12 protein-coding genes and 2 tRNA genes are annotated in these 13,223 nt (G+C 72.9%); 7 read left to right on the plus strand and 7 right to left on the minus strand.

Annotated features, from left to right (window positions below; all coding sequences use genetic code 11):
* Nucleotides 1-56: 56 nt before the first annotated feature.
* The gene (locus ACFQGL_RS14140) at nucleotides 57-623 is read right to left on the minus strand and encodes a DNA topoisomerase IV subunit B family protein (protein ID WP_377511228.1); all 567 of its coding nucleotides are present in this window, start codon (nucleotides 621-623) and stop codon (nucleotides 57-59) included.
* Between the two features lie 273 nt (nucleotides 624-896).
* Between ACFQGL_RS14140 and ACFQGL_RS14145 the strand changes: the two genes are divergently transcribed.
* Nucleotides 897-1,571 carry a nucleotidyltransferase domain-containing protein gene (locus tag ACFQGL_RS14145; protein ID WP_377511231.1) on the plus strand — a complete coding sequence of 225 codons (675 nt, stop codon included), beginning with the start codon at nucleotides 897-899 and terminating at the stop codon, nucleotides 1,569-1,571.
* Nucleotides 1,568-2,329, plus strand: coding sequence for a nucleotidyltransferase domain-containing protein (locus ACFQGL_RS14150; RefSeq protein ID WP_377511234.1), 762 nt, complete (start codon nucleotides 1,568-1,570; stop codon nucleotides 2,327-2,329). The genes ACFQGL_RS14145 and ACFQGL_RS14150 overlap by 4 nt, the downstream gene beginning before the upstream one ends.
* Before the next feature lie 58 nt (nucleotides 2,330-2,387).
* Here the strand turns inward: ACFQGL_RS14150 and ACFQGL_RS14155 are convergent, their stop codons facing one another.
* The gene (locus tag ACFQGL_RS14155) at nucleotides 2,388-2,813 is read right to left on the minus strand and encodes an SRPBCC family protein (protein ID WP_377511237.1); all 426 of its coding nucleotides are present in this window, start codon (nucleotides 2,811-2,813) and stop codon (nucleotides 2,388-2,390) included.
* A gap of 72 nt (nucleotides 2,814-2,885) precedes the next feature.
* On the opposite strand from ACFQGL_RS14155, the gene ACFQGL_RS14160 reads away from it, so the two are divergent.
* Nucleotides 2,886-3,728: a sigma-70 family RNA polymerase sigma factor gene (locus ACFQGL_RS14160; protein ID WP_377511239.1), complete on the plus strand. Its 843-nt coding sequence runs from the start codon at nucleotides 2,886-2,888 to the stop codon at nucleotides 3,726-3,728.
* A gap of 51 nt (nucleotides 3,729-3,779) precedes the next feature.
* Here the strand turns inward: ACFQGL_RS14160 and ACFQGL_RS14165 are convergent.
* Both ACFQGL_RS14165 and ACFQGL_RS14170 read right to left on the minus strand, forming a co-directional pair.
* A tRNA-Arg gene (locus ACFQGL_RS14165) sits at nucleotides 3,780-3,853 on the minus strand.
* Between the two features lie 9 nt (nucleotides 3,854-3,862).
* Nucleotides 3,863-3,936: transfer RNA gene (locus ACFQGL_RS14170), tRNA-Arg, on the minus strand.
* Between the two features lie 92 nt (nucleotides 3,937-4,028).
* On the opposite strand from ACFQGL_RS14170, the gene ACFQGL_RS14175 reads away from it, so the two are divergent.
* The 4 genes from ACFQGL_RS14175 (at nucleotide 4,029) to ACFQGL_RS14190 (ending at nucleotide 9,999) form a co-directional block, all read left to right on the plus strand.
* Nucleotides 4,029-5,327: a lanthionine synthetase C family protein gene (locus ACFQGL_RS14175; RefSeq protein WP_377511241.1), complete on the plus strand. Its 1,299-nt coding sequence runs from the start codon at nucleotides 4,029-4,031 to the stop codon at nucleotides 5,325-5,327.
* A 1-nt stretch (nucleotide 5,328) separates the two neighbouring features.
* Nucleotides 5,329-8,562 (plus strand): lantibiotic dehydratase, encoded by a 3,234-nt coding sequence (locus ACFQGL_RS14180; protein ID WP_377511243.1) that lies wholly within the window; start codon nucleotides 5,329-5,331, stop codon nucleotides 8,560-8,562.
* A 65-nt stretch (nucleotides 8,563-8,627) separates the two neighbouring features.
* On the plus strand, nucleotides 8,628-9,716 hold the full coding sequence (locus ACFQGL_RS14185) for a hypothetical protein (protein WP_377511245.1): 1,089 nt from the start codon (nucleotides 8,628-8,630) through the stop codon (nucleotides 9,714-9,716).
* A gap of 19 nt (nucleotides 9,717-9,735) precedes the next feature.
* Nucleotides 9,736-9,999, plus strand: coding sequence for a hypothetical protein (locus ACFQGL_RS14190; protein WP_377511247.1), 264 nt, complete (start codon nucleotides 9,736-9,738; stop codon nucleotides 9,997-9,999).
* A 9-nt stretch (nucleotides 10,000-10,008) separates the two neighbouring features.
* Here ACFQGL_RS14190 and ACFQGL_RS14195 read toward each other — a convergent pair whose 3' ends face one another.
* Genes ACFQGL_RS14195 through ACFQGL_RS14205 form a run of 3 tightly spaced genes read right to left on the minus strand, consistent with a single transcriptional unit; the run spans nucleotide 10,009 to nucleotide 13,215 of the window.
* Nucleotides 10,009-10,767 (minus strand): tRNA-uridine aminocarboxypropyltransferase, encoded by a 759-nt coding sequence (locus ACFQGL_RS14195; protein WP_377511249.1) that lies wholly within the window; start codon nucleotides 10,765-10,767, stop codon nucleotides 10,009-10,011.
* Nucleotides 10,742-11,839 (minus strand): hypothetical protein, encoded by a 1,098-nt coding sequence (locus ACFQGL_RS14200; RefSeq protein WP_377511251.1) that lies wholly within the window; start codon nucleotides 11,837-11,839, stop codon nucleotides 10,742-10,744. Before ACFQGL_RS14200 ends, ACFQGL_RS14195 begins: the two co-directional genes overlap by 26 nt.
* A 53-nt stretch (nucleotides 11,840-11,892) precedes the next feature.
* Nucleotides 11,893-13,215 carry a protein kinase domain-containing protein gene (locus ACFQGL_RS14205; protein WP_377511253.1) on the minus strand — a complete coding sequence of 441 codons (1,323 nt, stop codon included), beginning with the start codon at nucleotides 13,213-13,215 and terminating at the stop codon, nucleotides 11,893-11,895.
* Nucleotides 13,216-13,223: the final 8 nt, after the last annotated feature.

The raw sequence follows: 13,223 nt of genomic DNA on the forward strand, positions 1-13,223 counted from the left end.
CAGCGCATCGTGCTGCTGCTGCCTTCACCGGACGCTGATGTGGACCGCTGCCCGGTTCAGGATGTGGTGGTGCGGCTGCCGCGCAGACGGAACTGGCCAGGGACGTCGCAGCAGCCTTCGGCGTGGAGGTCGAGGGTAGGAATGTCGAGAGTGGACGGTGTGAAGTGGGACGGGTCGAGGTGGTAGGTCAGTCTGGTGCCGGTGCCACGTGGCGCGTCGAGATCGTGGGGTGGCCCGGTGGGGCGTAAGCCGGCGAGGTTCTGCCGCAGGGCGTGGCCCGCGTGCCAGGTCTCGATCGTGGTGTGGGTGCTCACCGCGGCGGCCGCGGCGTGCACCCAGCGGTAGGAGGTCAGGAGCGATCCGTGGTAACCGGCGGTTGAGCCGTCCGGGCCGGTCGACCAGTTGTCGGTTATCGAGAACGCGAGGTCGTCGAGGATCTCCGCGGTGACGTCGGGTGGGCCGGTGGGCGCGACTTTCGGGCCCGGGTGCAGGGACGCTATGACGACGGCGGTCAGGACGTTGGTGGCCAGGTGCGGATCGACCCCGAAGTACATACCTGGCCGGCGGCGGACCGACTCGTCGAATTCCAGGACCGTGATGCCCGCTGCGGTGTACTCACTCACCGGCACACGGTGCCTGAACCGGCCGGGAAAGGGAAGTGCGACCCTGTCGGAGAACTGCGTCGTGCGGGTCAGGGCCAGGACTCGTGCTCGGACGCCGCACGATGCACCAGGGCCGGTCCCGGTCGGGCACTTCATTCCCGAGGAGGCTCCCGAGGAGACCACCCGGCAGCTGTTCGAGTTCCTGAAGTAGCAGGAGCGAGCCGTTGGGCACCGGGTTCGTCGGCCGGGAAATGCCCACGCGCACCGGGTGGCACTTGGGTAACGTTGCCGAGCGTGATTGATCTTGTCGAGCGGCACACCGTCCTCGCCGTCGTGGTCGGGTCGCGGGCGTACGGGCTTGACACTCCAGACTCCGACTATGACCGGCGTGGTGTCTTCGTCGCGCCGACCCGCTCGTTCTGGCAGCTGGACAAGCCGCCCACCCACCTGGACGGGCCGGCGGTCGAGCAGTTCTCCTGGGAGTTCGAGCGCTTCTGCGTGCTGGCCCTGCAGGGCAATCCGACGGTCCTGGAGGTGCTCTGGTCGCCGCTGATCGAGACGGTCACCGCGGACGGGGAGGGGTTGCTCGCGGCGCGGCAGGCGTTCCTGTCGCAGCGGCTGGCGCAGACCTACGGCAGCTACGCCCGGGATCAGCTCGACCGGGTGGCGGCCCGCCGCGACCGTACCGGCGAGACGAACCACAAGCAGGCCATGCACATGATCCGGCTGTTGATCGCCGGTGCGCACGTGCTGCGTACCGGGGAGATTCTCGTGGACGTGCGGTACCTGCGCGACGAACTGCTCGCGGTGCGACGCGGCGAGCTTGCCTGGGCGGCTCTCACCGCCTGGGCCACCGAGCTGCTCGCCGAGCTGGCCGCCGCGGCGGCCACCAGCAGCCTGCCGGAACAGCCGGACCGGGAATCCGTGGACCGGCTGCTCACCGCCGTACGCGAAAGGAACCTGCCGTGACCCTCGACGTGCCGTCCTGGTCCGCGGAGGTCGCCCACGCGCTGCCCCGCCCATTGCTGTTCGCCACCGTCAGCGGTGCGCATCTGTACGGGTTCGCGTCCGTCGACTCCGACCTGGATCTACGAGCCGCACATCTGCTCGCGCCCGCCGAGGTGGTCGGGTTGCGCACCGGACCGCAGACGTTGCAGCACACCGGGGTGCGGGACGGGGTCGAGCTGGACGTGGTCAGTCACGATCTGCTGAAGTTCGCCACCCTGCTGAACAGCCGCAACGGGTACGTGCTGGAGCAGTTGCTGTCCCCTCTGGTGGTGGTGACCACCCCGGTGCACGCCGAACTCACGGCGCTGGCCCCGCAGCTGGTCACCCGTCATCACGCGCACCACTACCTCGGGTTCGCGGCCGGGCAGGAGCGGTTGTTCGCCAGGACCGGGCAGCTCAAGCCGGCGCTGTACACGCTGCGGGTCCTGCTCACCGGGATCCATTTGATGCGTACCGGCCGCCTGGAGATGGACCTCGGTGTGCTCGGGACGCGGTTGGCGTACCTGCCGGACCTCGTCGCGGCCAAACGCGAGGCCGAGCACGGGCCATTTCCCGCCGGTACCGCGCAGCGGCTCGCCGCCGACGTGCCGCGACTGCGTGCCGAGCTGGAGGAGGCCCGGGGCGACTCGACGCTGCCCGACCAGGCGGACCCGGAGGCCGTGGCCGCCCTGCACGAACTGGTGGTCCGTACCCGCCTGGGCGGAATCCAGCAGCCGTGAACGCCGCCCGCCCGCCACGCTGGCCGGGCGGGCGGCGCTATCCGCACACGTCAGCACCTCATCGGTCGCGCTCAAGCAACTGCTTGAGGTTGTCGTAGCTGACCCGCGCCGCCTTTCGCGCCTGCCGACGGACCAGCGGCAGCAGGGGCACTCCGACGCCGTGACCCTCGAAGTCGAGGGTGAACGTGACCCGCGATCGGGCACCGCCGTCGAGAGGTTCGACGGTGATCGTCGCGTGGGGTCGGATCGGCCCGTCGATGCCCCGAGTCGCCCAGCCGTGGGGCGGGTCCAGGCGGGTGACCTCCTGGGTCATCGTGCGCTCGGTGCCGTTGATCCGCCGGGTCGTGGCGAACCGCGAATCCCCGGTCATCCGTACGCTCGCCACGTCGTGCTGCCAGTCGGCGAAGCGCAACGGGTCGGTGGCGAAGGCGAAGACCTCCTGCGGCGGGCGGGCCACCTCTATCGTGTGGACCAGTTCGGCCATGACGCCTCCTTGTTACCTCTGCCTGTCGTGACTCGTCAGGTTTATGACGGACGGCACGACGGAGAGGTAACCGTGGACGATTTCGAGGCGCACCGGGACCACCTGCGCGCGGTGGCCTACCGGATGCTGGGCTCGACCAGCGACGCCGACGACGCCGTGCAGGAGACCTGGCTCCGCCTCGCCCGTGCCGATCCGAGTGGCATCGACAATCCGCGGGCCTGGCTCACCACCGTCGTGGCACGCGTCTGCCTGGACGTGCTCCGGTCACGCAGCGCGCGACGTGAGGTACCGCTGGAGTCCTCGCTGTCACTGCTCCAGGACGGCCGGGAGCCCGAGCAGGAGGCGGTACTGGCCGACTCGGTCGGTGTCGCCCTGCTGGTCGTGTTGGACACGCTGGCGCCGGCGGAACGGCTGGCGTTCGTCCTGCACGACGTATTCGCCGTGCCATTCCGAGAGATCGCGCCCATCGTCGGTCGTTCGACCCAGGCGACCAAGATGCTCGCCAGCCGTGCCCGAAACCGGGTGCGAAACGGTCGGTCGCCCGACACCGACCTGCCGCGGCAGCGGGCGGTCGTCGACGCGTTCCTCACCGCAGCACGCGACGGCGGCTTCACCGCGCTGCTCGACCTGCTCGACCCGGACGTCATCGCCCGCGCCGACGCCGTCGCCGCACCTCCCGGCATGCCAACTCGCCTGCACGGTCCGCGAACCGTCGCGCGGCAGGCACTGACGTTCGCACACCTGGCCCAGCACGCCCGAGTCGCGCTCGTCGACGACGCACCCGCGATCGTGGTGACACCCCACGGGCGTCTCGCCACGGTCCTGCGGTTCGTCGTCGTCAACGGGAAGATCGCCGCGATCGACATCATCGCCGACCCGCTCCGTCTCGACCGACTCACGGTCGAGCCGCGGTGATCAGCCCGACGCCGGTGGCGACGGTCGCTGGACAGCGCGGACTGGGAGGGGCACCTTCGGGGAGAATCCAACTCCCGACCTCCGGCTGCGTTTGCCGGTGTTCTACCCCACTGAACTACGAAGGTGCGATGGAACGGCCCCGAGAGGAATCCAACCTCTGACCTCCGGCTGCGTTCGCCGGTGTTCTACCCCTCTGAACTACGGGAACGTCCCGCACGGACGGTAGCACGGCGACCCCGGTGCGTGCGACCATCCGTTCCGATGACGACAGCTCCCACGGTTCCCCCTTGGACGCCGCCCGTGACGCACGGCACGGCCGACCGTGCCCGCGCCGTCGCGCTGGCGGTCGCCACGGCGCTGCGTGACCGCACCGACCCCGTACTGTCGGATCCCGCCCTGCCACGGGCCGAGGCCGACGTGGTCGCCGACGACGGCTGGCGGGCGTCCAGTCTGGCGTCCGGATTTCCCGGTCTGGCCCTGCTGGCCGGCTATCTCGACGAGTGTCGACCGGGCGATGGATGGGCCCGCGTCGGGCACGTCCAACTCGCCGGAAGCATCCGGGACACGGCGGCGCTGGCCCGGCTCGGCCCGTCGCTCTACACGGGGTGGGGTGGTCTGGCGGTCGCCGCGACCGCGTTGGCGCGCGGCCGACCCCGCTACGGCGCGTTCCTGGAGCGCGCCGACATCGCCCTGGCCAGCAGCGCGTCGGTGCTGGCGGGCGAGGTGCGCGACAGTGACCCACCGCTGCGGCCACCGCTGATCGATCTCGTCACCGGGCTCGCCGGGGTGACCGTGGCGCTGCTCGCCCGACGCGGCACACCAGCGGTCGACGAGGCGCTGCGCGAAGCACTGGCCGTGCTGGCGGCACTCGCCGAACCCGATCCGCGCAGCGACGGTCATCCGCGCCTCGTCACACCCCCGCAGTGGGGTGCGCTGCGGTTGGACGGCGGGCGACCGCTGCTCAACCTCGGTCTCGCGCACGGCCTGCCGGGCGTACTGGCCACGTTGTCGCTCGCGCTGAGCGAGGGCGCCGGCGGTGACACCGAGGCAGCCGCGGTGACGGCACTGGTGCACTGGCTACGCCGTTACCGACGCACCGACCGGTGGGGACCGGTCTGGCCCAACGGCGTGTCCGTCGACCCGGCCGCTCCGGCGCCCCCGCCCGGGCGGATGGCCTGGTGCTACGGCACCGCCGGCTGCGCGCGGGCGCTGTGGCTGGCCGGCCGCGCGCTGGACCGTGCACAGTGGCGGGACGAGGCGGTGGATGCCATCCGGGGCGCGCTACGCCGGCCGCCCTCCGAGCGGGGAATGAGCTCACCGACGTTCTGCCACGGCCAGGCCGGCCTCGTGCACATCGCGCTGCGGTTCGCCGCGGACACCGGCGACGGCGAGATCAGCTCGGCGATCGAGGCCGAGGTCGTCCGCCTGATCGACGCGTACGAGCCGGCCAGCGCGTACGGCTACCGGCGGGTGGACGGTGCGGGGCCACCGGAGGATGTGGCGGGGCTGCTCGACGGCGCGGCTGGCGTGGCTCTGGTGCTGCTGGCCGCCTCCGGCGACCGGCCACCGACCTGGGACCGCGTCTTCCTGGTGGCCTGACGTGGCGGGGCGAGGGCCGAGCTGGCAGGCGGCGCAGACCTTCCTGGTGCGGGCACCGGCGCTGCCGGTGGACCAGCTCGACGAGCTGTTCCGGTCGGTGTCCCGCACCGACGTCGATCGCACGCTGGCCGCGTCGGCCCGTACGCCGAACGTGGCGCTGGCCCTGGCCATCGCGTCCCCGTCGATGGCCGAGGCGGTCGAGGCGCGTACCGCCGCCGGCACCGACCTGGGTCCGGTACGGACCGCACTGGCCTCCTATCTGATCCGGATGGCCAGCCGGCCGACTCCCTTCGGCCTGTTCGCCGGTGTGGCACTGGGTGGCTGGGGTGATGCGACCCGGCTCACGCTGGGGCCGCTGACCCGGCGAGCCCGCCCGGACATGGCGTGGCTGCTCGATCTGGTGCGGCAGTGGGAGCGGCACCCCGTGGCACGGCGGCTACGACTCACCACGCATCCGGCCGCCCACGTGCGCGCCGGCCGAGCCGTCGTGCCGGACGCCGCGACCGGCAGCGGCGGGTCATCCGTGCGCGCCACCGCCGTGGTTCGGGAAGCGCTGGCCGCCTGCCGGGCCGGCACCGACCACGCCGTGCTGGTTCGCGAACTCACCGCCAGCGGCCGAGACCCGATCCGTACCCGGGCTGTCGTGGACACGCTCGTCGAGCGGGGATTTCTGCTCACCGGGCTGCGACCGGCGTTGACCGGGGCGCCCGCGCGGGAGGTGGCACGGGCGCTCGCCGAGGTCGACCCGTCGGCCGCAGCGGCGCTGCACGGCCTGCTGGACGAACTCGCGGTCTGGGATCGCCTGCCAGCCGACGAGGCGCTGCGCCGGCTGCCCCGGCTCCTCGCGCGCGCCGACGTACTGCCGGCCATGGCGGCGGGCCAGGGTCCGCCGACGGAGCGCGCCCACGAGGCGACGACGCGGACGGCCGCTCCCACCACGACGGTACGGGTGCCGCCGGAGCCCGATGCCGCCCACGCGGCGGCGTTCGGAGTGGACGCGGCGTTCTCCGGACCGGCCGTGCGGCTGCCCGCCGAGGTCGCCCAGGAGGCCTGTCGGGCGGTCGACCTGCTGTCCCGCCTGACGCCGTGGTCCACCCGGTTTCCCGGCCTGGCGGCCTGGCGACCGGTGTTCACCGAGGCGTACGGGCCGGACCGGCTGGTGCCGGTGCTCGACCTGGTCAGCGCGGGGCTGCCCGACCTGCACGCGGCCCCGCCACCCCGAGCCCCGTACGACCGGTTGCTGGTCCGGCTCGCCGGTGAGACGCTCCGCGCCGGCGAACGGGTGCTGTGGCTGGACGAGCACCGGATCGCCGAGCTGGAGCGCGCGGCGGGACGGGAGGGGGCCGCACCGCACTCGGTGGACCTGTTCTGCGCGCTGGCGGCCCGGGACGCGCGGGCCGTGGACGAGGGCGACTTCCTGCTCGTCCTGTCGGGCGTCGGCGTGACCGTGCCGGCCGGCCGGTCGTTCGGCCGTTTCGCGCACCTGTTCGACGACGGCGCGTTGGCGTTCCTGGGCGACCTGGCGGGCCGGGAACCGGTCACGCTGGGCGACCTGGCGGCCCGCCAACCGGTCACGCAGGGCGAGGTGGCGGGCCGGGAACCGGCCACGAGGGATGCCGGCCCGGTCGTGGCCGAACTGGTCTTCGAGCCGGTACGGCCACGACCGGCGAACGTCATGATCCGGCCGGTCCTGCCCGAGCACGTCATCGCCGTGAACGGTGCCATCCCATCGGACGGGCGTCGGGTCATCCCCCTCGACGAGCTGGCGGTGACGTTGCGCGAGGGACGGCTACGGCTGGTGTGGACCCGCACCGGCGTGGACGTGCGGGCGTACGGTCTGCACCTGCTCAGCCCGACCCTGTCGCCTCCGCTGGCGCAGTTCCTGCACGCCGTGAGCTTCGACGGCGACTCGGGAATGCTGGACAGGTTCTCCTGGGGCCCGGCCGAGCACCTGCCGTTCCGACCTCGGGTGCAGGCGGGTCGGGTGGTGCTGCGGCCCGCCGGCTGGAGCCTGGACGGCGAGTTCCTGCGCACCTACGAGCAGGACCGGACGGTCGCACGCAAGCAGGCCGGGCTGCCCCGGCACGTGCTGCTCGGCCCGCGTGACGAACAGCTCCTGATCGACCTGGACAGCGAGGTCGGGGCCATGCTCCTGCTGGCGGCGGGACATCGGCTGCCGGCCGGCGCACGGCTGGACGTGCAGGAGGCGTTGCCCGACCCGGATTCCGCCGCCGCGCGGTCACCGGACGGCCGACGGCTGGTCGAGCTGGTCGTGCCGGTGGTCCGTACCGTGGCCGAACCGCGCGGCGACGAGGGCGGGGCGGCGGGCGGCACGGATCCGGACGCGAGCTCGCCGCCGCGCCGGGTGATCCCACGAGCGGTGCGGTTGCGTCCGCCGGGCTCGGACTGGCTGTACGCCAAGCTGTACCTACCGGTGGACACGGCGGACGACCTGCTCGGCGGACCGATACCGGAGCTGGCCGGGCAACTGTGCGCGACCGGCGCCGCGCAGTCGTGGTTCTTCCTCCGGTACGCCGACCCCCGCTTCCACCTGCGGCTACGGTTCACCGGTGATCCGGTGCGGCTGCGCGAGGAGGCGCTACCGAGGCTGTGCGACTGGGCGGCGGGGCTGGTCGACCGGGGCGTGCTGGACCGGTTCGGCCTGGACACGTACGAGCGGGAGGTCGAGCGGTACGGCGGGCCCACCGGGTTGGACCTGTCGGAGCGGCTGTTCGCCGCCGACAGCGAGGCGGTGTGCCGGTTGCTCGCCGACCGGGACGTGCGCGCCGCCCCGGACCGCCGGCACCTGGCCGTACGGACCGTGGATGACCTGCTGGACGCACTCGGGTACGCGCCGCCGCGCCGGCTGCGGTGGTACCGCGCGCACCGCAGCGGCCGGCACCCGGTGGAGTCCGCCGAGTTCCGGGCGGACAAGCACCGGATGCGCGCGCTGGTCACCGGTGGGCCGGTCGACGACCCGGTGGTGTCGATCCTGGACACCCGTCGGGCCGCCATCGCGCCGGTGGCCGCCGGCCTGGACGCCGAGCACGCCGCCGGCCGACTGGAGACGCCACACCCGCAGGTGGTACGCAGCCTCGTACACATGCATCTGAACCGGCTCCTCGGCGGCCGTGCCGAACTCGAACAGCGGGTCTTCGCGCTGGCCGGCTTGGCGCTGGGCAGCGTGCTCGCGTGGCCACTGTCTGTTGACCGACAGCACCCGATCGGAGGCTAGGGCCGACCGTACCGCCGCGCGTAGAGTGCTCGGCACAGAACGCTGAGCGATCACTGGGGGATCAGATGCCCAGCCACATCGTCGATGTTTCGGCCCGCTCCAAGATTCTTCGCGCACAACCGCTGCTCGGTCACGCCTGGGTGATGTCGCCGCCGGAAGCTCTCGCCTATCTGCGTGAGCCCCGATCGATGCTGCGCACCCTGGGCGTCCGGCTGCCGGCCGAGTGCCCGATCGAGACCGTGCTGCAGAACCATGACTGGCTGACCGGGCACACCGACGGCCTGACCGCACCCGGTGAGATCGTGGTGTACGCCCGGGGCGAGGGCGACGGCCAGCGGTTCTACCGGGTCCTTCTCTACGCGAGCAAGGCCAGCCGCCAGTCGCCCGAACGGCAGTTGCTGCACGACCCGTCCGAGGAGGAGCGGCCGGTCGCCCGCGTCTCGGAGCGGGTCCGGGGCCGCGTGGACGCGATCCGCCGGTCGATGACCGCCGCGCCGATCCACAACGACGTGCACACCTGGCTCGCACCACTGACCATCGACGTTCCGGTGACGAAGTCGAACGCCGAGGCGCACCGTGTGCTCGCGTCCCTGGTGGAGGCGGTCGAGCAGATCCTGCCGACCAACGCCGCGTTCGAGCCGGTCGTCCAGGAGTTGTCGACCGTCCTGCAGCGCCAGTTCAACCCGGGCTACTCGAGCGTCTACCGCGCGTACCGGGCGCCGGACGCGACGTTCCACCAGGCGTTCACCGGGCTGCTCTACGCCAAGGCGGTGCACGTCCTGGCCACCAGCGGCTTCCAGCGTGACCAGCAGGTCGAGGACGTGGCCCGGATCCTCGCCGATCCCGCCCCGGCGCTGCGTGTGCTGACCGAGGCGGCGCGGGCCCAGAATCCGGACTTCTTCGTGCACGCCACCGTTGAGGCGGCCTCCCGTCGCCGTGACGAGGGGCGACTTCATCGCCGCCTGGTCGAGGCGGAGGAGCAGTTCGCCTCCTTCAACCCAGACCGTCTCACGCGTACGTCGCGCTTCGACGCCCCGTCCCGCCGGCTTGAGCTGCTCGGCTCGGACAACCGCGCGGAGTGGTGGTTCCTGCCGGCGCTCGTCGCGTACGCCATCAATGTCTGGCCGCTGCGCGGCGACCAGATGCCGCAGTAGCACGAGGAGGGTGAGCCGGATGCGCAACTCCGATGCGCGCCACGACACGGGCACGCCCGTCGTGGCGGGTTCCCCGACGGGCACGATGCTCGTCGAGGACGACGACGAGTTCGACCTTGACCTGCGGGTCTCGCCGGGCTGGTTCGCGACGCCGATGGAGATCGGTGCGAGCGGCACCTGCGGCGGCTGCCCGGAGTGGAGCGAGGAGGGCAGCAGTTGCCAGTTCAGCTGCCAGGATTCGTGTGGCGGCGGCTGTAGCTACAACCCGGTCTGCGGGGAGTGACGGCGCCCGTCACACCGGCGGTGCGGGCGATGCCGGCGGTGCCGGCGTAGCGGGCGATGCCGGTGCAGCGGGCAGCGGCGGCAGGTAGCCCGCCCGCTCCAGCGCGACCGGATCGTCCAGCACGTCGCCGCCGGCCGCGTCCGCGCAGGCCAGATGCATACCGACCAACGCCGCGAGCGGACGCAACAGCGCATCGCGGACGACCGGTTCGTCGCCGAGCAGCACCAGCGCCTCGGCGACGGCCTCCACGGTGGACAGACCGTGCGGGAACGGCTGGGCCCGTATCGCGTACCGGCTCGACGATGTCGGAACGAGTGACAGCCTCGGCAGCGCGCTCAGCTCCGGATCGGCGTTGACCATGCCGCGTGCCTGCCCCCAGGTGCCGTCGATCACCACGAGCGTGCGTGCTGTCTCGCCCGTACCGGCTCCGTCGGTCACGCCACTGCCGCCGGCGTCCGGGCCGGGGTAGAGCAGCAGCGGAGGTCGGTCGGGCTCGCCGAAGATGGCCTGGGTGGCCTCGGGCGTGCGGCGCACGCCGTCGTACACCTCGGTGTCCGGAATCGTCCGCACCAGGACCGGCACCGTGCCGAACGCGTGCCGTGCCTCGCGTGGATGACGCAGGACGACGATCCGGTGTCGGGTGCGCACCTGCGAGACGAAACGGCACCAGCAGGCCGGTACCGGCCGGCCGCAGCCGGCGCACCGGGGCCGGCGGCGCGCGGACCCCGTCGGATGCGGTCGGTCAGCCGTGGGCTCGTCGACCACCATCGCCCCCTCCCGCCGTGTCCCGCGCGTACGTGTCCGGCGGGGCGTCCAGCACCAGCCGACCACCGTACGCACGCGCGTCCAGCACGCTCAGCACCTCGGCCCACGGGCCCCCGGCGCAGAGCGCGTCGAGGATCCACGGCACCGTGCGCGACTCGTCCAGCGACACCGTGTCGGGTGGGCCGACCAGCCACACCGGGGCCGGTGCCAGGCCCCGGCGCAGCGCCGGGAACAGCGCGGTCGCACGGCAGGTCAGCAGCACCCAGAGCCGGTGCCGGTCAAGGGCCGTTCCGGCGTCGTGCTCCGCATCGCTCGCGGCGGGCTCGGCGAAGGCCGGCGCCGGCAGGCCGCCGGGTGCCCGCCGCGCCACCCAGTGGGTGAGCCGGGCGGTGGCACTGCCGGGGACGAGGTTGCGGTGCGAGAGGACCACCCGACTCGTACCGACCCGTTCGATCCGGAGCAGGCCTTCGGCCAGCCACCGGTCGAGTGTCGCCTCCAGCGGCTCGCCGTGTTGCCGTCCGATGCGTGCGGCCTGCCGTGCCAGGCGTGCCGGCGCGGTGGGCAGCCCGCTGCCGGGGGCGACCGTGACCGGCAGCGCGGGTTCGAAGTCGGGGCCGAGGCCGAAGCGCAGGTGGCCGAGGTACACGCAGACCGTCGCCGACCGCAGCCCGTCGAGCAGGGCCGAGGCCGCCGCGGTGCCGTGTCGGCCATCGATGTTCGCGACGAGCCGGACCACCACCGGACGGCCCGGTTCCGAGGGCACCGGCCGGAACGCGTGCGGATGGGTGAGGTACGTGGTGCAGCCGTCCGCCTCCGGGGACCGTCCGAGGACTTGCAGCGCCGGCGTCGCGGCGGCGGCCCCCACGGCGTACCCACGGGCGAGCAGCGCTGCGACCAGGGCGCGGTGTCGTGCGGCCGTGCCCTGCGTGGCCCTCGTCGGCGGCGTACCGACACCGCCGGACTCGGCGAACACGTCCTGGTCACCCTCGTCGTCGTGGCCGAGGGCGACCACGCACTCCAGTGGTGTGCCGGCGGCCAGGGTCGCGTACGGCGGCGTGCTGGGCGGGTGTCCCATGTGCACATGGTGCCCGTCGGGGGCGCACAACCGTCCGCGCTGCCGGCTTTCCGTCAGAGCGCCTGCCGCAGGGCGTCGGCCAGCTCGGGCGCCGTTGTCGCGGGAACCCGGGGGTTGTCGACGAGCATCTCGTCGATCACGGCGGCCAGCCGCGGCGGTACGGACGCGAGACGCTGCCGTACGGGCACCGGCCGGGTACGCAGGACCACCGCGATCGGGTCGGTCCCGGCTGGGAAGTCCCGGGGTGTCGTGCCGGTCAGCATCCAGTAGAGGCAGGCGGTGAGCGCCCACAGATCGACCTCTGGCCGGGCGTACTTGTAGTCGATCAGTTGGGTGCGGGCCTGGAACGCGATGCTTCCGCCGATGGCGCCGGTCCTGGTGTGTCCGGAGAGGCCGGCCTGGTCGAACGCCTTGGCGAGCCCGAAATCGGCGATCTTGGTGACGGTCCCGCCACCGGCCCCGGTGGTGAGCAGGAGGTTCGGTGGCGTGATGTCCCGGTGCACCAGGCCGTGGGACACCGCGGTCCGGCCGTCCGCCAGCGTCACCGGCAGTTCCGCTCGATGGGCGTACGCCAGGCCGTCCAACGCGTCGAGCGCGATCGGTACGGCCTCGTCGAGGGTGAGCCGACCGCCCCGCCGGGCGACGAGTTCGGCGACGTTGCCGCCCGGGCAGTATTCGCAGGTGAAGAAGAAGGCGGTTCCGGCCGAGCCGCCGCTGTGCAGCGCGACGACATTCGGATGCCGCAGCCCCCGGGTGCAGGCGAACTCCCGCAGGAAGCCGTCGCGGGCGGCCGGATCCACGGCACGGTCGGCCAGGAGGGTCTTCAGCGCGACGATCCGGCCGGACGGCTCATGGCGGGCCAGGTAGACCACGCTCTGGCCGCCACGGCCGATCTCGTGGAGCACCCGGTGCTCGCCGAAGTCGTCCAGGCCGGGGGAGCCGTGCGCCGCGGCTGCCAGCAGCGCCGGCAGGGCTCGACCCGGATCCGGATCGGCCGGTGCGGTGGCTGCGGGCGTCCGGTCCTCGGGGATCGTGATGCGCAACGTCGCGGGCCCGACCCGGACCTCGTCGCCGTGCCCCAGCTCCCGTTCCCCGTCGATCGGTTGGCCGTTCACACGGGTGCCGTTTCGGCTGCCGAGATCCCGTACCCGTACCGTCGGCGGGTTGACGTCGAGCAGGCAGTGGTAGCGGGAGACGCGCCGCCGTTCGTCGGCGATACGGATCCCACAGGCGGGGGCACGGCCCACCACCGCGGTCGTGCGGTCGTCGAAGACGTACGCCTCGATGGTGGACCCGACCTGAACGGTCACCGTGACGGGCGGACGAGCCTGGGCCGCCGCGCCGGGTCGCCGGGCCGGTTGGTCGTCGGCGCCCACCAGAGCGT

Origin of the sequence: Micromonospora vulcania, from assembly GCF_042658605.1 — a bacterium.
In the GTDB taxonomy this organism is placed as follows: Bacteria; Actinomycetota; Actinomycetes; order Mycobacteriales; family Micromonosporaceae; genus Micromonospora; species Micromonospora vulcania.

Coding starts and splice junctions, on each gene's coding strand:
- ACFQGL_RS14155 (WP_377511237.1), bottom strand. CDS start 2,813: ATGGCCGAACTGGTCCACACGATAGAGGTGGCCCGCCCGCCGCAGGAG.
- ACFQGL_RS14185 (WP_377511245.1), top strand. CDS start 8,628: ATGCCCAGCCACATCGTCGATGTTTCGGCCCGCTCCAAGATTCTTCGC.
- ACFQGL_RS14190 (WP_377511247.1), top strand. CDS start 9,736: ATGCGCAACTCCGATGCGCGCCACGACACGGGCACGCCCGTCGTGGCG.
- ACFQGL_RS14195 (WP_377511249.1), bottom strand. CDS start 10,767: ATGGTGGTCGACGAGCCCACGGCTGACCGACCGCATCCGACGGGGTCC.
- ACFQGL_RS14200 (WP_377511251.1), bottom strand. CDS start 11,839: ATGGGACACCCGCCCAGCACGCCGCCGTACGCGACCCTGGCCGCCGGC.